At 71.1% G+C, this 16,830-nt stretch carries 16 protein-coding genes; 7 read left to right on the forward strand and 9 right to left on the reverse strand.

Translation table 11 applies throughout. From position 1 onward, the window contains the following. Positions 1–18 precede the first annotated feature (18 nt). Both QSK15_RS18970 and QSK15_RS18975 read left to right on the forward strand, forming a co-directional pair. Complete coding sequence (locus tag QSK15_RS18970) at positions 19–1,443, forward strand: aldehyde dehydrogenase (RefSeq protein ID WP_285795484.1); 1,425 nt, start codon at positions 19–21, stop codon at positions 1,441–1,443. Positions 1,444–1,488: 45 nt separating this feature from the next. Then, entirely contained in the window at positions 1,489–2,928 is a 1,440-nt protein-coding gene (locus tag QSK15_RS18975) for an MFS transporter (protein ID WP_285795485.1), read from the forward strand. Positions 2,929–3,035: 107 nt separating this feature from the next. Here the strand turns inward: QSK15_RS18975 and QSK15_RS18980 are convergent, their stop codons facing one another. Together QSK15_RS18980 and QSK15_RS18985 are read right to left on the reverse strand one after the other, a co-directional pair. Continuing rightward, positions 3,036–3,590, reverse strand: coding sequence for a Uma2 family endonuclease (locus QSK15_RS18980; RefSeq protein WP_285795486.1), 555 nt, complete (start codon positions 3,588–3,590; stop codon positions 3,036–3,038). Between the two features lie 48 nt (positions 3,591–3,638). After that, positions 3,639–4,658 carry an aldo/keto reductase gene (locus QSK15_RS18985; protein WP_285795487.1) on the reverse strand — a complete coding sequence of 340 codons (1,020 nt, stop codon included), beginning with the start codon at positions 4,656–4,658 and terminating at the stop codon, positions 3,639–3,641. A 170-nt stretch (positions 4,659–4,828) separates the two neighbouring features. Between QSK15_RS18985 and QSK15_RS18990 the strand changes: the two genes are divergently transcribed. The 3 genes from QSK15_RS18990 (at position 4,829) to QSK15_RS19000 (ending at position 7,084) form a co-directional block, all read left to right on the forward strand. Then, positions 4,829–5,296, forward strand: a complete 468-nt coding sequence (locus QSK15_RS18990; protein WP_285795488.1) for a GNAT family N-acetyltransferase — start codon at positions 4,829–4,831, stop codon at positions 5,294–5,296. Between the two features lie 9 nt (positions 5,297–5,305). Then, positions 5,306–5,785, forward strand: a complete 480-nt coding sequence (locus tag QSK15_RS18995) for a hypothetical protein (RefSeq protein WP_285795489.1) — start codon at positions 5,306–5,308, stop codon at positions 5,783–5,785. A gap of 75 nt (positions 5,786–5,860) precedes the next feature. Further along, a complete protein-coding gene (locus tag QSK15_RS19000) occupies positions 5,861–7,084 on the forward strand; it encodes an MFS transporter (protein ID WP_285795490.1) in 1,224 nt (407 codons plus the stop codon). A 6-nt stretch (positions 7,085–7,090) separates the two neighbouring features. Here the strand turns inward: QSK15_RS19000 and QSK15_RS19005 are convergent, their stop codons facing one another. Further along, positions 7,091–7,684 (reverse strand): HD domain-containing protein, encoded by a 594-nt coding sequence (locus QSK15_RS19005; RefSeq protein WP_285795491.1) that lies wholly within the window; start codon positions 7,682–7,684, stop codon positions 7,091–7,093. Between the two features lie 29 nt (positions 7,685–7,713). Further along, positions 7,714–8,889, reverse strand: coding sequence for an epoxide hydrolase family protein (locus tag QSK15_RS19010; protein WP_285795492.1), 1,176 nt, complete (start codon positions 8,887–8,889; stop codon positions 7,714–7,716). 125 nt (positions 8,890–9,014) lie between these two features. Here QSK15_RS19010 and QSK15_RS19015 point away from each other — a divergent pair, with 125 nt between their 5' ends. Together QSK15_RS19015 and QSK15_RS19020 are read left to right on the forward strand one after the other, a co-directional pair. Further along, on the forward strand, positions 9,015–9,959 hold the full coding sequence (locus QSK15_RS19015; protein ID WP_285795659.1) for an RNA polymerase sigma-70 factor: 945 nt from the start codon (positions 9,015–9,017) through the stop codon (positions 9,957–9,959). Positions 9,960–10,041: 82 nt separating this feature from the next. Continuing rightward, complete coding sequence (locus QSK15_RS19020) at positions 10,042–11,229, forward strand: NAD(P)/FAD-dependent oxidoreductase (protein ID WP_285795493.1); 1,188 nt, start codon at positions 10,042–10,044, stop codon at positions 11,227–11,229. A gap of 33 nt (positions 11,230–11,262) precedes the next feature. Here the strand turns inward: QSK15_RS19020 and QSK15_RS19025 are convergent, their stop codons facing one another. From QSK15_RS19025 to QSK15_RS19045, 5 genes are all read right to left on the reverse strand, one after another. Further along, positions 11,263–11,766, reverse strand: a complete 504-nt coding sequence (locus QSK15_RS19025; protein WP_285795494.1) for a hypothetical protein — start codon at positions 11,764–11,766, stop codon at positions 11,263–11,265. Between the two features lie 96 nt (positions 11,767–11,862). Further along, positions 11,863–12,171 carry a hypothetical protein gene (locus tag QSK15_RS19030; RefSeq protein WP_285795495.1) on the reverse strand — a complete coding sequence of 103 codons (309 nt, stop codon included), beginning with the start codon at positions 12,169–12,171 and terminating at the stop codon, positions 11,863–11,865. A 136-nt stretch (positions 12,172–12,307) separates the two neighbouring features. Further along, positions 12,308–13,192, reverse strand: a complete 885-nt coding sequence (locus QSK15_RS19035) for a hypothetical protein (RefSeq protein ID WP_285795496.1) — start codon at positions 13,190–13,192, stop codon at positions 12,308–12,310. 40 nt (positions 13,193–13,232) lie between these two features. Next, entirely contained in the window at positions 13,233–13,952 is a 720-nt protein-coding gene (locus tag QSK15_RS19040; RefSeq protein ID WP_285795497.1) for a hypothetical protein, read from the reverse strand. A 94-nt stretch (positions 13,953–14,046) separates the two neighbouring features. Then, the gene (locus QSK15_RS19045) at positions 14,047–16,827 is read right to left on the reverse strand and encodes an AfsR/SARP family transcriptional regulator (protein WP_285795498.1); all 2,781 of its coding nucleotides are present in this window, start codon (positions 16,825–16,827) and stop codon (positions 14,047–14,049) included. Positions 16,828–16,830 lie beyond the last annotated feature (3 nt).

Raw genomic sequence — 16,830 nt, forward strand, 5'->3', positions numbered from 1 at the left:
AATAAGGGAGTAATCACCGTGATCGTTCACGACAAGCTCTACGTTGGTGGCCAGTGGGTCGCGCCCGTCGAGGGCGGCCTGCTCGACGTCCACTCGCCGCACGACAAGTCGCTGGTGGGGCGGGCCGCCGAGGCATCACCGGCCGACGTCGACCGGGCGGTCGCCGCCGCGCGGAAGGCCTTCGACGACGGGCCGTGGCCCCGGATGACGCCGCAGGAACGCCAGGCGGTCGTCGCCCGATTCAACGAACTACACGCGGCGCGGGCCGACGAACTGGCCGCGTTGATCACTTCGGAGAACGGCTCCGCGTCGTGGTTCACCCGGTGGACGCTGCACGCACTGGCGGAGCAGACCGGCGCCTACCTGCGGGCCGCCGAGGCCTTCGGGTGGGAGGAACGGGCAACCGAATCCGGCCCGCTGATCCGGCGCGAGCCGGTCGGTGTGGTCGCCGCGGTCATCCCGTGGAACGCCCCGCACCAGTCGGCACTGGTGAAGATGATTCCGGCGTTGCTGGCGGGCTGCACGGTCATCCTGAAGGCCTCGCCCGAGACCGCGCTGGACGCGTTGGTGCTGGGCGAGATCTTCGAGCAGGCTGGGCTGCCGGAGGGCGTGGTCAGCATCCTGCCGGCTGGCCGGGAGACGAGCGCGTATCTCGTCGCGCACCCCGACGTGGACAAGGTCGCCTTCACCGGATCGACCGCCGCCGGACGCACGATCGCGTCCGTGGCGGGCCAGCAGCTCAAGCGGGTGAGCCTGGAGCTGGGCGGCAAGTCCGCGACGGTCATCCTGCCGGACGCGGACCTCTCGGCCGTGGTCGAGGGACTCAAGTTCCTGTCGTTCGGCAACAACGGCGAATCCTGCGTCGCGCACACCCGCATCCTGGCCCCGCGTAGCCGCTACGAGGAGGTCGTCGAGGCCGTGAAAACCATGACGGAGAGCCTCGTCGTGGGAGACCCCGCCGACCCGGGTACGTGGATCGGCCCGATGGTCCGCGCCGACCAGCAGCAGCGGGTCCGGAGCTACATCGAACTCGGCATCTCCGAGGGAGCGCGTCTCGTCACCGGCGGTCCCGAGGTGCCGGAGGGGCTCGAGGGCGGTTACTACGTACGGCCGACGGTCTTCGCCGACGTCGACAACGGCATGCGCATCGCCCAGGAGGAGATCTTCGGACCGGTCCTCGTCATCATCGCGTACGAGGACGAGGACGACGCGGTACGCATCGCCAACGACTCCCCGTACGGGCTCGGCGGTGGGGTGTGGACGGCCGACGTCGAGCGTGGCCTGGCGCTCGCCCGCCGGATCCGTACCGGCTTCTTCACCGTCAACGGCGCCGACCCGGGCTTCGACGCGCCCTTCGGCGGCTACAAGGGCAGCGGTGTCGGCCGCGAGTTCGGAGCCGTCGGCCTGGCCCAGTACGTGGAGCACAAGACCATCGCGGTCTGAGGAGGACCGCTGTCCGCTCCCCACCACCGAGAACTGGAGTCTTTCGTGGCTCGGACCACCACTCGTACGCCCTACCGGATCACATTCGCCGTCCTTGCGGCCGGCGCTGGCTTCTTCGCGATGCTGCAGTCGCTCGTCAGCCCGGTGCTGTCGACGATCCAGCACGACCTGCACACCTCGCAGAACACCGTGACCTGGGTACTGACGGCGTACCTGCTCTCCGCGTCGGTCTTCACACCGATCCTCGGACGGATCGGTGACATGGTCGGCAAGAAGCGGATGTTCGTCGTCTCCCTGGTCGCGCTCATCGCCGGCTGCCTGCTGGCCGTCGTCGCGCCTAACATCGGCGTGCTCATCGTGGCCAGGATCGTGCAGGGTGTCGGCGGTGCCGTCTTCCCGCTGTCGTTCGGGATCATCCGGGACGAGTTCCCGGCGGCCCGGACCACGTCGGCGATCGGGGCGATGTCGGCCCTGCTCGCCGCCGGCGGCGGACTGGGCACCGTGCTCGCCGGGCCGATCGTCGGTGCCTTCGGCTATCGAGGGCTCTTCTGGATCCCCATGGTCGTGCTGATCGCGACGGCCGTGGCGGCGCACTTCCTCGTACCGGAGTCGCCCGTACGGACGCCGGGCCGGATCAACTGGCTCGCCACCGTACTGCTGTCCGGGTGGCTCGTCGCGTTGATGCTGGCGGTCAGCAAGGCGCCGGCGTGGGGTTGGACCTCGGGTGAGGTCCTCGGTCTCCTGCTCGTCGCGGTGCTCGTCCTCGTCTCCTGGGTGATCACCGAGACCCGTTCGACCAACCCGCTCATCGACATGCGGGTGATGCGCCTGCCGGCGGTGTGGACCACCAACCTGGTCGCGCTGCTCTTCGGCGCAGGCATGTTCGCCATCCTCGCGTTCCTGCCGCAGTTCGTGCAGACCCCGACGGTCGCGGGCTATGGGTTCGGGGCCAGCGTCACCGAGGCGGGGCTGTTGCTGGTGCCGATGCTCGTCGCCATGTTCCTGACCGGCATTGTCAGCGGCCGGATGGAGCGGATTCTCAGTGGTAAGGCACAACTCGCCGCGGGCTCCGCGTTCAGCGTGGTCTCGTGCGCCCTACTCGCCGTGGCCCACGACGCACGCTGGCAGATCGTGGTCGCCTCGGCCCTGTTCGGGATCGGCATCGGCCTGGCGTACGCCTCCATGACGAACCTGATCGTGCAGAACGTCTCGGCCGCGCAGACCGGCGTGGCGGCGGGGATGAACGCGAATATCCGGACCATCGGTGGATCGATCGGGGCGGCCGTGATGAGCAGCATCGTCACCGGCCACCTGCGCTCGGACGGTCTGCCGTACGAGTCCGGGTTCACCCACGGGTTCGAGATGCTGACCGTCACCTCGCTCGCGGCAGTGGTGGCGGCGCTTCTCGTGCCCGCCGTCCGCCGAGCGTCCCGCGCGGGCGCGAGCGGTGTGACACCGGCCCCGCTGGTCGCGCGGCGCGCGTAGGCGAGGGCGCGTCGGACCAGGGGGCGGCGGACGGGATGTCACCGAATCGCCCCCTGGTCCGGCATTCCGGAGCGATGCGACAGGCCAGGGGCCGTCGGTGCTGGCGTTCAGTCGAGATGGTCGGCGGGGGCGGTCTGGAGCAGCCAGGCCAGCGGCATCCGCGCCAGCGTCTCGTAGCTGCCGTCCCCGCCCAGCCGGTGCAGGGTGACCGTCTGCGCGCCGTCCCGATCGACCACCCAGTACTGCGGGATCCCCGCCGACGCGTACTCGCGGACCTTGGTCACGGAGTCCATCGCCTCCGAGCCCGGCGAGACGATCTCCACGACGAGTACGACGTCGGCGACGGCGGCCCAGACGCTGCGGGACGGCGGCTTACGCCAGACACTCAGGTCGGGAATGCGGCCACCGTCGCCGTCCGGTCCGGAGATGCGCACACCGACTGCCTGAAGCACCTGCTCGGCGGGCCAACCCGCCACGATCAACCAGGCGAACAGGCGACTGGCGATCATGGCGTGTTCCGAATCGGGCGGCGGCATGACCGACAGGACCCCCTCGGGGCTGGTCTCGTAGCGGCGACCGTTCGGATCGGCGGCGTTCATCGCCGCCACGTCGTCGAGCGTCACAACGGCGGGCATGTGCATGCCGACAGCCTCAGCGCTCATGGGTCTCATCCTAGGTGACCAGTGGCGTCGATCACCGCACCTGGAGGCTCAGCGACGCCGCAGCGCCGGGTCGAGCAGGGCGGGCGGGGTGTCGAACTTCTCGGCTGCGGCGAGGTCGACCCCGGGTGCGACGATCGTGTCGATCGCGTCGAGCACGTCGGCCGGGAGCACGGTGTCCGCGGCGGCGAGTTGGGCGTGCAGGTGGTCGATGGTGCGGGGGCCGATGATCGCGCTGGTCACGGCCGGGTGCGCGGTGACGAACCCGAGTGCGAGCTGGATCAGGGTGAGCCCCGCCTCGTCGGCGACGCTGGCCAGCTGCTCGACGGCGTGGAGCCGGGCCTGGTTGGCCGGGACGCTGAGGTCGAAGCGGGCGGGCAGGATCGCTGAGCGGCTGGTGGTGATCTCCCGGCCGGCGCGGATCGCGCCGGAGAGCCAGCCCGAGGCGAGCGGGCTCCAGGCGAGCACGCCGAGCCCGTACTGCTCGGTCACGGGCAGGACATGGGCCTCGATCCCCCGTTGCAGGATCGAGTAGCTGGGCTGCTCCGTGACGTACCGGCCCAGGTGGTGCTCCCGCGCGGCCCACTCGGCCTGCACGATGCGGTACGCGGGGAAGGTCGAGGAGCCGAAGTAGCGGATCTTTCCCGCCCGTTGCAGGTCCGTCAACGCCGACAGGGTTTCCTCGTCGCTGGTGGTCGGGTCCCACCGGTGGATCTGGTAGAGGTCGACGTGGTCGACGCCGAGGCGGCGCAGGCTGTTCTCCAACTCGGTGACCAACCAGCGGCGCGAGCTGCCCCGCTGATTGCGCTCGTCGCCCATCGGCATGCCGGCCTTCGTGGCCAGCACGATGTCGTCGCGACGGCCGGCGATGGCCTTGCCGACCAGTTGCTCCGACTCGCCCTGGCTGTACATGTCGGCGGTGTCGATCAGGTTGATCCCGGCCTCCAACGCGGCGTCGACGATCGCCGTCGCCTCGCCCTGGGTGGTGTGCCCCAGTTTGCCGAAGTTCATTGCGCCGAGCACGAGGGTGCTGACCTGGACGCCGGTGCGCCCCAGGGTGCGGTACCGCATGACTGTTCCTCCACGGAAGGGTGAGGTGACACTGGCCCACCCGCTCTGGCATCCTGAGCAAGTGGAACCACGTTCCGCTAAAACGATACGGAACTCTGTTCCGTTTGACAAGTGACGGAGGCAACGGCGGGCTGGCCGGCGAGGGCGCCGGGCCGCGATAGCTTTTGATCATGGCGGACTGGGAGCTTCGGCCGGCTTCGGCGGCGGACGTCGAGGCGGTGGCCGAGTTGCGGGCGGTGGTGCTGCGGGCCGACCTGGAGCGGCTCGGGCGGTACGACGACCAGCGGGTGCGGCAGCGCCTGCGGGACGGGTTCGCACCGGCGTACACCTGGGTCGTCGAGGTGGACGGCGCGTTCGCCGGCTGCGTGGCCCTGCGACCGGACGGGGACGCCCACTGGCTGGAGCACTTCTACCTGACCCCGCGGCTACAGGGCGGTGGCATCGGCACGGCGGTGCTGCGCGAACTACTGGACCGGTGCGACCGCCTCGGCACGCCGGTGCGGCTGAACGTGCTGCGGGGCAGCCCGGCCCGACGGCTGTACGAGCGGCACGGTTTCACCCTCGACAGCGAGGATCCGGTGGACGTGTTCATGGTTCGCGCGCCCAGGATGATCAGCGACGAAGGCCTGTCAATGTAACGTTGACGGATGACGTCGGAGCTGGCGCGGTTGGCGGAGGTGCGCGCCGCCCGCGCCCGCCTGGACGAGCAGGAGCTGGAACTCATTGATCGGGCCCGCCACGACGGTGCGACCTGGGCGCAGATCGCGACGGCCCTCGGCCTCGGCAGTCGACAGGCCGCCGAGCAGCGTCGACAGCGGCTGGTGGCCGCGCGGTGGTCGCGGCGGCAACAGCTCGACCTCCGACTACCTCCGCAGATCGCGGCACTGCGGGCGGCGGTCGCCGACCTTGCCCGGTGGATCGGCGCCGATCAGCGGTGGGACAGCCGATTTCGCCGCGCGGCTCTGGTCCGGAGCACTGTGGAGACGGCGTTGGACGCCGCCCCGGGCTCGCTGTACGCGTTGGCAGTGCACCTCGTCACCGATCTCACCGAAGCGGGTGAGCGACTGCCCGCGCCCGCCCGAACCGCCGCACTCACGATCGACGCCGCCTTGTCAACGGAGCGTTGACAGCGCTCGACAGCATTGCGTGCACCTAGCTCACGCCTGAGGATGTGAGTCACCTCGACTCAACTCGGAGCGCTCATGCGTCGCAACGCGAGCCTGTTCGTGGCGATCTCCCTGCTGTCCGGCTTCGGCAGCAGCGCGATGTCACTGGTCAACGGCATCTGGATCCTGGACCTCACCGGCTCCACCGGCCTCGCCGCCCTCGCCGGGCTCTGCGTGTACGCCCCGGTGCTCGCCGGGCCCTGGCTGGGCGGCCTGCTCGACCGGGTGCCCCGGCGACCGCTGGTCATCGCCGTCAACCTCCTGTTGGCAGCTGCCCTGCTGACCCTGCTCACCGTGCGAGGGCCGGGGCAGACCTGGCTCATCTTCACCGTCTCGTGCGCGTACGGCGTCAGTTACGTGCTGATCGACGCCGGCGAGACGGCGCTGCTGCCGTCGGCGCTCACACCCACGGAACTCGGCGATGTCAACGGGTGGCGCTCCAGCGCGCAGGAGGGCATGAAGCTCGTCGCTCCCCTCGCCGGGGCCGGCCTCTACGCGTGGCAGGGCGGTCCCGCCGTCGCCGTGCTCAGCGCCGCGATGCCGATCCTGGTCGCCGTCCTGTACGCGGTGCTCCGGCTGCGCCGGACACCCGCCGACCAGCGGATCGAAGCCGGCCGCGGCCTGCGTACCGGACTGGTGGTCCTGTTCGGAGAGCGGGCGACACGTCTGCCGGTCGTGCTCGCCGCGGTGTCCATCGCCATGTCCGGCTTCACCACGGCGGGGATCTACGCGATCGTCGTGACCGAGCTGCGGCTGCCGACGACGTTCCTCGGTGTGCTGGCCAGCGCGCAGGGGGCCGGTTCGATCCTCGGTGGCCTCGTCGTCGGCCGGATCATCGCGGCCAGGGGTGCCGTTGCCGTCGGTGTCGCCGGCACGGCGCTGTTCGCGCTCGGCTGCCTGGCACGTTGCCTGCCGTGGTGGCCGGCGACCGTCCTCGGGGCGGTGGTGGCCGGCGTGGGCCTGCCCGCGACCCTGGTCGCGGCCGTCACCGCCGTGCAGACCCACACGCCGGCGGCGCTGCTGGGACGGGTCGCCGCGACGGCCAACACCGCGATGTTCGGACCGCTCGTCGCGGCGATCCCCCTCGGCTCCGCCGCCGTGCACCTGGGCGCCCGCCCGCCGCTCATCGCCGCCGCGGCGATCTGCCTGACAGCAGCGGTGGCCGGCACGCTCCCCCATCGGTCGACGGTGCGCGGCCGGACGCCGACCGTGCCCGCGCCGCCGCACCGGACGGCCGGAACGAGCTCGGCGAGCCGCTGACCGGGCTCACCCGCGTACCGGATGGGTTGCCTGGAACGCGAGCCGGAGGTCCGCGTCGGCGGCGATCCGGTCGAGGATGTCGTCCAGGTCGAGGAAGACCGACCAGCGTTCGCGGCCGGTGACGTCGGCCAGGCGATCGACGAGCAACTCCTCCAGGTCGGTGACCCGCTTCCCCTTCCACACCTTGTCGGCCACGCTGACCAGCAGGTCCTCGACGTCGATGCCGTCGCGGTGCCAGGACGCGTGATCGCGCGCGAACCGGGCCGACGACTCGGCCACACCGTGCTGGAGCAGCAGCTCGTAGCCGGCGGGCTCGTGCGCGGACCCGGGACCGGACAACTCCTCCGGGTGCCGGACCTTGCCGACGTCGTGAGTGGCGGCACCGAAGAGCACCGCCTCCCGGTCGAACCGGAGCTGCGGGAACCGGGCCATCACCGCGTCGGTGAGCTGCGCGGCGACCTCGTGCACCGCCCGCAGGTGCGCGGCGAGACGCGGCGGCGCGTGCAGGGTCTCCAGCAGGGCGACGACCTGCTCGGGCAGGGGCCGCAGCGGCGGGTCCGCGGGGGCGGTGAGAGCACGGCGCAGCGCATCGGACGTCACCACCGAAAGGGTACGACCAGCGCGCTCGATCACGTGATCGCAGCACCTGCACGCAGCGGCCGGAAGAAGGCGCGCAGGTCGGCGATCAGCAGCTTCGGCACCTCGAGCGCGGGGAAGTGCCCACCGCGATCGTGCTCCTTCCAGTACCGGAGGTCCGGATAGCGGCGGGTCACCCAGCGCCGGGACGGCCGGGGCAGCTCGGCGGGAAAGATCGAGGCACCGACGGGTACGCGGACCTGAGTGGCGTCTTCGCCGCTGATCCACCCGGACACCCGGTCGATGCTCTCCGCGTACAGGCGTGCTGACGATGCCGCCGTCCCGGTCAACCAGTACAGCGTGACCTGGTCCAGGATCTGGTCCCGCGTCAGGCCGGCGGAAGGGCCAGCGGGGTCGCTCCAGCTGATCAACTTCTCGCCCATCCAGGCGCACAGGCCGGCCGGCGAGTCCAACAGGGCGTACCCGACGGTCTGCGGCGCGGTGCGGTGGGCTTCCGAGTACGCCGAGCTGGACGCGCCGCGTTGGCGCAGGTGAGCCAACGCTTGGCGCTCGGCATCGGTGAGGTCCTCGGCGGCGGCCGGGTCCGGTCCCGCGAGCGGCGGTACGAGGTGAACGCCGGCCACGTGCTCGCCGTCCAGTGCCCCGAGGAGGCTGGAGACGCTGGTGCCCCAGTCACTGCCGGCGGCTCCGTACCGGGTGTAGCCGAACGCCGCCATGATCTCCGCCCACGCGGCGGCTATCCGTTCGATACCCCACCCAGGGCGGATGGGTTTGCCACTGAAGCCGTACCCGGGAAGCGACGGGATCACCACGTCGAAGGCGTCCTCGGCGGTGCCGCCATGGCTCAGTGGGTCGGTGAGCGGCTCGACCAGGTCGACCAGCTCCAGCACCGAGCCAGGCCAGCCGTGAGTCAGCACCAGCGGCATCGCACCCGGGTACGACGACCGGGCGTGCAGCACATGGATCGTCAAGCTGTCGACGGTGACGAGGTACTGCGGGACCGCGTTGAGCCGCGCCTCGGCGGCCCGCCAGTCGTACGACTCTGCCCAGTACCCGCAGAGGCTCCGCACCTCGTCCAGGGGTATGCCGTGTGCCCAGCCGGACGCCGTCGCCGCCTCTGGCCAACGCGTACGCGCCAGCCGAGCACGCAGGTCAGTCAGCTCCGACTCCGGCACGGAAATTCGATAGGGCTCGACGTCGACGGGCATGCGGGTCCTTAGCTGCCGAGCGTTGCTGACGGCGACACCGGAAGTCCTCAGTCTTCCATGAACGACGCTGTCGGGTACGCCGTCGCTCGGTCGGCGAGGTCGCGGGCGTGGTTGACTATCGAACCATGCCGCTCAGTCCGGACGAGGTGGAGCTGTTCGAGCGCTCCAGGGCCCGCCTGGAGGCGATCGCCTACCGCCTGCTGGGCTCGGCCAGCGACGCGGAGGACGCCGTCCAGGACACGTTCCTGCGCTGGCAGGCCGCTGACCGGGAGCACGTCGAGACGCCCGAGGCGTGGCTGACGAAGGTCCTCACCAACGTGTGCCTCAACCAGCTCACCTCGGCGCGCGCCCGGCGGGAGACCTACGTGGGCACCTGGCTGCCCGAACCGGTCCTCGCCGGGGACCGGATGCTCGGCCCCCTCGACACCGCCGAGCAACGCGAATCGGTCTCGATGGCGGTGCTCACCCTGTTGGAGCGGTTGTCGCCCAACGAGCGCGCGGTGTACGTGCTGCGGGAGGCGTTCGGCTACTCGCACGGTGAGATCGCCGAGATCCTCGGCATCACCGAGTCGAACTGCCAACAGACCTACCGGCGCGCCAAGCAACACGTCAGCGCCGAGCGGGCCCGCGCGGAGGTCGACCGGACCACCGCCCGGAAGATCGTCGCGGAGTTCCTCACGGCGGCCAACAACGGCGAGATCCAGCGGCTGGTGGAGTTGCTGACCGACAACGTGACGAGCACCGCCGACGGCGGCGGCAAGATCCCGGCCCGGTCCGCGCCGATCGTCGGCGCACTGGCGGTGGCGAAGTTCCTGCGCGGCCTGTTCAAGCCCGCCGACGTCAAACGGGACCTGGTCGGCGGCAGCCCCGCCCTGCACATCGCCACCGCCAACGGCGCTCCGGCGGTGGTGGTCGTGGTCGACGACCGGGTCATCGGCGTGATGTCGCTGCAGGTGACGCCCGAGGGGGTCACCGCCATCCACAACCAGGTCAACCCCGACAAGCTCGTCCGCGCCAGCCGGCAGTGGTCCGCCTCGGAGCACGAGGAGCCCGCCCTGCACGTCTGGTGATCCAGCTCATAGCCCGTTCCTGTCAGGAATCGGGGCGCTGTCCGGTTCAGGAAGCGACCACCACCGAGACAGGAGTGCCACCATGAAGCACCGCATCGTCGTCCTCGGAGCGGGCTACGCCGGAGCCATGGCCGCTGGGCGCCTCGCCAAGCGGTTGCACCCCGGCGACACTGAGATCACCGTCGTCAACGCCGACGCGGATTTCGTCGAGCGGGTCCGCATGCACCAGCTCGCCATCGGGCAGGACCTCAAACCCCGCCCGCTGAGCGAGATCTACGCCGGTACCGGCGTTGCGCTCCGGTTGGCGCGGGTCACCACCGTCGACGCCGACCGCCGGACCGTCGCGCTCACCGACGACCATGGCACCGACGAGATCGCCTACGACACGCTCGTCTACGCCCTCGGCAGCACCGCCGCCGACCATGGCGTCCCCGGGGTCGCCGAGCACGCGTACGACATCGCCGGCAGGCCGTCGGCGCTGCGGTTGCGCGACCGCCTCGCCCACCTCGCGGCCGGCGGGACCGTGCTCGTGGTCGGCGGCGGCCTCACCGGCCTCGAAGCGGTCACCGAGATCGCGGAGGCCCGGCCGGACCTCCGTGTCGCGCTCGCCGCCCGCGGTGGTCTCGGTGACTGGCTCAACGGCAGGGCGCAGCAGCACCTGCGCGGCGTCTGCGACCGGCTCGGGATCACCGTGCACGAGCACGCCGACATCGCGCGGGTCGAGGCGACCGGCGCGGTCACCCGCGACGGTCGGGAGATCCCGGCCCAGGTGACGGTCTGGACGACCGGCTTCGCCGTGCACCCGATCGCCGCCGCCACGACCCTGGCGGTCGCGGAGACCGGGCAGATCATCGTCGACGACAGCATGCGGTCGGTCTCCCACCCCGAGGTGTACGCGGTGGGCGACGCCGCGATCGCCGCGGGACCGGGCGGCAAGCCGCTGCGGATGTCGTGCGCCTCGGGCGTCCCGATGGCCTGGCAGGCCGCCGACGCCATCGCCGCGCGGCTGACCGGTCGGGCGAAGTTCCCCAAGGCCCCGCTGCGCTACTTCAACCAGTGCATCAGCCTCGGCCGCCGCGACGGCATCATCCAGTACGTCACCGCCGACGACCGGGCCAAGCCGGCTCTGCTCACCGGGAAGCTGGCGGCCCGCTACAAGGAGATCGTCTGCGCGGGCGCCGCGTGGAGCATGTCCCACCCGGTGCTGTACCCGGTGCGCCGCCACCGCGTCGTCGCGACCCGATCGGAGATCCGCACCGGCGGGTCTTGACCTGGCCACGGACTGCGGTTCGGCCGGTCACCGTCAGTGGCTGGCCGAACGCGCGGTCTTGCGGAGATACCGCGCCAACGGCCGCCGACCCAACTTCAACGCCGCGTTGGTGACCGCCTGGTCCCGTTGCAGGGAGAGCTCGGCGAACCGGGCGCGCACATCGGTCAGCGGTTGGTGTGGTGCCCAGATCGTCCGAAAGGCCCTGGCCTGGTCGGCCAGGGCCTGGTTGGTCGCAGCGGAGACGAATGCCACCTCGCTGCGGTGCGCCGCGCCCGAACTACTCGCGATCGAGGCCAGGCCGGCGGCCACCAGAGCGGCGATCGCGGCTACCGTGCCCAGCTCAGCCGAGGCCAGCCCGGCAGCCCCCGAAGCACCCGCGATCACCGCCGACAAGACGGTGGTCAGGGTGTTCCAGCGTTGCCACCATGCGGCCTGTTTCCGCTGCAGCACAGCCCAGCTGTCGTGCCGCTGTTCGAGCAACTCGGCTTCAGCGATGAAGACGGCGCGCTCTCGCTGCTCTTCATCCAGGTGCGACATTCTGTCAGCGTCCGACAACATCGGGATCCTGTCCCCAGCAGTGTCGATCTCCGGACATTGACCGGAGCTTCTGGTCCGCCGGCGCGAGCCGGCGACTCACTCCTCCGGCTGTTGATCAGTGGCTGCCCCACCGGACTCAGCCTGGCGCTCGGCCAGCCAGACGGCGTGCTCCTTGAGCAGGTATCCGATCCAGTAGACCGCGAAGAGGATCAGGAAACACGCGAAGAACACCCCCGAGACGATGCTCGCGATGATGAGTGCTTCCCGGCCGTCGCCCGCCCCGTGCGCGGCAAACGCAACCAGGCCCAGCACGAAGAAGAGGACCATGTAGAGCGGCAGTGTCGAACTGTCCGCCGGGTGGGACGAGCGGGACGGCCACGGGAGGCGAGGGTCGCTGCTGATCACTCGAGGAGTATCAGGGAACGCTCGGTCATCGGCTGTCCCTGCCGGCGCTGCCGCCGGTGGCGAGCGGCCGCAGGCGGAACCCGCCCCGCGTCGACCGGTGACGTCGATGCGGAGCGGGGCCGTCGGCGGCTACCGGTTAGAACCCGTTCCACTGCTGAGCCGAGCATTTCCAGGTCTTTCCGTCGTTCTTCGAGACGCAGACCACGGCGACCCTGCCGATGAAGGGAATCCTGAAGGTGACGATGTGGAGCTTCATCTTTGCGTACGGGACCCCGGATTTCTCCGCGATGTCAGCCAGCGCCCACCCCGGGTCCGGAGCGTCCACTGTGGCCATCCGTCGCAGTGACTCGACGTCGCCGCCGTCGAGGAGCGTCTTGATCTCGTCTGCGGAGGGCTCAACCTCGCCGACCAGTGTTTCCACCGTGTCCGGGCCGTCGACGGTGACGCCGTTGGCCTTCTCGAAGGCAGCCTTCGTCGCGCCCAGCGTGGTGCTGCCGGCGAGGTCGAGGGTGAGAATCAGGTCGCCCGTCCGGCGCGACAGCAGGCATTCCCAGACGGACTTGCCCGAGGCGACGCACATGGTCAGGCACCACTCCCTACCGCCGGCAGCGGACGAGGCGAAGAGCAGTGACGTCGCTGTCCCGCTGTCGCCGGTGCCGTCGTACGTCCCGTCGGCGAGGTCGGCCATGGTCGTGGCGAGGACGCCCCGGCTGCCCGCAATCGTGCCGACGACAGTGACACCGTCGACCTCCTTGCCGGCGACCAGCGCTTCGAGCTGGTCGCCGGTGAGGTTCCGCCCGCCGGTGTCGACGGCCAGCACCTTGTCCAGGTCACCGACGGGGTGGCCGGTCAGCTCCTCGAACCGTTGAAACATCATGCCCGGGGCACCGGGCTGGTCGGTGATCGTCGTCCGGGCCTCGTCCTCGGCGGCCTGCGACGGGGCGTACGACGCGGTCAGCCCGACGATCAGGGCCGCGGTGACGACTGTGGCGCGTCTGGTGATGGTCCGCAGAGCTGTCATCTTCTTCCCCTCACTGTCTCGATGAGCACTGTCGGTCCGGCTACCAGCGGCACGTGACGATGTCGCCGACGTCATTGGGGGATCCCCAGTCGCAGTGGTCGTCGATCCACTCACCGATCTCGCCGATCGTGTCGACGATCCAGGCGAACACCGCCTTGATCGCTCCCCAGAGGCTGAAGTAGACGACTGTCGTCTCGGGTGTGCCGCCGGCCTCGTCGATGATCTCCTTCGTCGACATGGCGGCGTCCGGCTTCTCGACGATGTCCAGCACCCGCACGCCGGTGTCGTCCTTGCCGGCCAGCAGCGCCGCGACCTGCTCCGGGGTCCGCTCCTTGCCGTCGTCGACCGCCACGATCGCGCGGTCGACACGCACCTCCCGGCTGCCGCTGACGGCCTGGGCGATGCCGGCGATCTCGCCCACGGTGAGGTCGTTGCCGAGCGCCGGCCCGGTGAACCGCCGCGCCGACACGGCACCGGCCGGGTCGACCTGGATCTCACCCGCCGTGATCAGGTCGTCGGCCGCGAAGGGCGCCCAGCCGAACGTCCACTGTCCGCCGACGCAGCGGAACACGCCGTACTCCCGCCCTTCGGGCGCTGTCTCGGTACGGACGGTTCCGCCGCGTTCGTCGACGTGCTGGACCACGCAGTCGGCGCCCTTGCGCGGCGGCTTGTCGGTCTGGGCCACGGCGGCGGAGGACATGGCCAGCACCGTCGCGCTGGCCACCCCGATCACCGCGAGGCGGTGTGCCAAAAGACTCATCGAACGCTCCATTCCTGGTGCGGAGGAAACTGGTGTCCGAAGAGTGCCGGGCCGCGCTGAAGCGGCCCGGAAACGGCGCTGAAAGCGGGGTACGTCAGCGCAGTCGACTGCCGTCGAGCTGGTCGAGGTTGGCGCGGATCGCGTCGGCGTCGGCGTCGCCGAGTTCGTCGAGGATGGTCAGGGCCCGTCGCCAGGCGGCACGGGTGGCACCGAGGTCACCGAGCGCCCGGTGGCTGCCGCCGAGGTTGACGTACGTGCTCGCCTCGGCGTACCGGTCGTGGACCTGCGTGAAGAGTTCGAGGGCGTGCTCGTAGCAGGCGATCGCTCGCCGGTCGTCGCCGAGCTGGTGGTGGGCGTGGCCGAGGCTGTCCCAGGTGTCGGCCTGCCCCTGGACATCGTCCACCTCCTGCAACATCCGCAGCGCCTCACCGCACGAGGCAAGGGCGCTGTGGTAGTTGCCGAGCAGCGCCTCCTGCCAACCGACCGCGTTGAGGGTGTAGCCCTGACCGGCCCGGTTCCCCGCCGCCCGGAACAGGGCCAGCGCCCGCCGGGAGTGGGTGAGCGCCTGCTGGTGCTGGCCCTGCCGCTCCGCCAGCTGACCAAGGTTCAGGCAGGTGTGTGCCCGTCCGGCGTCGTCGCCGACGTCGGTGAACAGGTCGAGCGCCCGCCGCAGGTGGTCGCCGGCCTCGTCGTACCGTCGAAGCCGCGAGCAGGCGAGACCGAGGCTGCGGTGCGCGTGGCCCTGCCCGGCCTGATCCCCGATGCGGGACGCGGCGGCCAGCGCGATCCGTTGCGTGCCCAGCCAGTCCTGCCAGTGGCCCTGCCGGTGCAGGAAGCCGGCCATGGTCCAGGCGAGCCGCCAGGCGTGCCCCTCGAACCCGGACCGCGCCGCGAGCGGCACCGCGGCGAGCAGGACGGGGATTTCGGTGCCGAACCACGCCGCGGCGGCCGACCGGTTCCGGGGTCGTTCCGGCAGTACGCCCGCGCGGGGCGGCGGGAGGCTGATCGCGCTGAAGTGCGGGTGCAGGGCGAGGTCGGCGGCGTGCGCGGTGTGCAGGCAGTGGTCGAGCAGCCGGTGCACGGCGGCCCGCTGCTCGGTCGACGGCTCCACCTCGGCGGCGAGGCTGGCCGCGTACGCGCGCAGCAGGTCGTGGAACGCGTAACGCCCGTACGTGTGCTCGGTGAAGAGATTCGCCCGGGTCAGCTCGGTGAGCAGCGGACCGATCGCCGGCCCGTCAGCGCCGGCCAGGCTTGCCACGGCCGGGGCGGACACGTCCGGGCCGGGATGCAGGCTCAGCAACCGGAACAGTCGGGCCGCGGGCGGGCTGAGCGTCCGGCACGACCAGGAGAAGACCGCCCGGACGTCGGTGGCCTCGTCACCCGCGTGGAAGGCGTCCAGGTCGCCCAGCTCACCGGCGACGGCCGCCAACGAGAACTGCCGGTTGGTGGCGGCTCTGGCCGCCACGATGGCCAGGGCGATGGGTAGCCGCGCGCAGCGGTCGGCGATGTCGTCGGCCGCCGCGGGTTCGGCGGCGACCTGACGCTCGCCGAGCCGGCGGACCAGCATGTCGCGGGCCTCGCCGGGGCTCAGCAGGTCGAGGGGCACCGGCTGGGCGCTTTCGGTGACGACCAGCGGGATGAGCTGGTCGCGACTGGTGACGATCGCGAGGCAGTGCGGTGAGCCGGGCAGCAGCGGTCGGACCTGTTCCGCGTCGCGCGCGTTGTCCAGCACCACCAGCAGGCGCTTGCCGGCCAGCGTGGTGCGGTACAAGCTCACCATCGCGTCCGGGTCGCCGGGCATCCGTGCCGCCGGAACACCGAGCGCCTCCAGGAAGCCGTGCAACGCCCGCGCCGGGTCGGTCGGTGTGGCTGCCGGGTCGAAACCCCGCAGGTTGACGTAGAGCTGCCCGTCGGGGAAACGTGCGGCCGCGCGGTGCGCCCAGTGCACGGCAAGCGCGGTCTTGCCGACGCCGGCGGTCCCGGAGACCACGACGGCGCCGCCCCGCTCGACGAGCGCGTCGAGGGCGGCGAGCTCCGCGGTGCGTCCGGTGAAGGTGGGTACGGGGGGAGGCAGTTGCGCCGCCACCGGCGCCGCAGCGGACGCAGCGGGTGCGGGCGCGGCGATGGCGGTGTCCTGGCGCAGGATGGCGCACTCCAGGTCCCGCAGTCGCGGACCCGGGTCGATGCCGAGGTTCTCCCGCAGGTTGTCGCGCAGCCGTCGGTACGCGGCGACCGCTTCGCCCTGTCGGCCGTCGCGGTACAGGGCGAGCATCAGCTGGGCGTGCAGGTGCTCGTCGAAGGGGTGCTGTCGGACGAGCCGTTCCAACCCTGGGAGGATCCCCGCGTGCTCGCCGACGGACAACCGGGCCTCGACGAGCGACCGTTCGGCCTCCAACCGCAGGAGTGCCAGGTGTTCCGCCTGCTCCTCAAGCCACGCCGACCCGGCCACGTCGGCCAGCGGTGGACCCCGCCACAACGCCACCGCCGCCGTCAGGTGCTTCACCTGCTCGTGGCCGTCCGTCGACCGCCGGGCCAGCTCGATGAGGCGTTCGGCGACCTGCACGTCGGTGGAGTCCGGCCCGGTGTCGAGCAGGTAACCGGGCTGGCGCGCCACGATCGATCCCGGCTCGCCGAGCACCCCACGCAGGTAGGAGACGTGACGCTGCAACGTGTTCGCCGCGGTGGCCGGCAGGTGGTCGCCCCAGACCACGTCGAGGAGCCGGTCGACGCTGACCACCCGGCCCACGTGCAGCGCCAACGTCGCCAGCACCGCCTTGCGGCGCAGGCCGTTCACCGCCTGCGGACTGCCGGCGACGACCACCTCCACCGGCCCGAGCAGCCTGACCCGCACGCCGGTGCCAGCCGTTGAGATCACCAG

The sequence above is a fragment of the Micromonospora sp. NBRC 107095 genome (assembly GCF_030269705.1).
GTDB classification, from domain to species: Bacteria; Actinomycetota; Actinomycetes; order Mycobacteriales; family Micromonosporaceae; genus Micromonospora; species Micromonospora parva.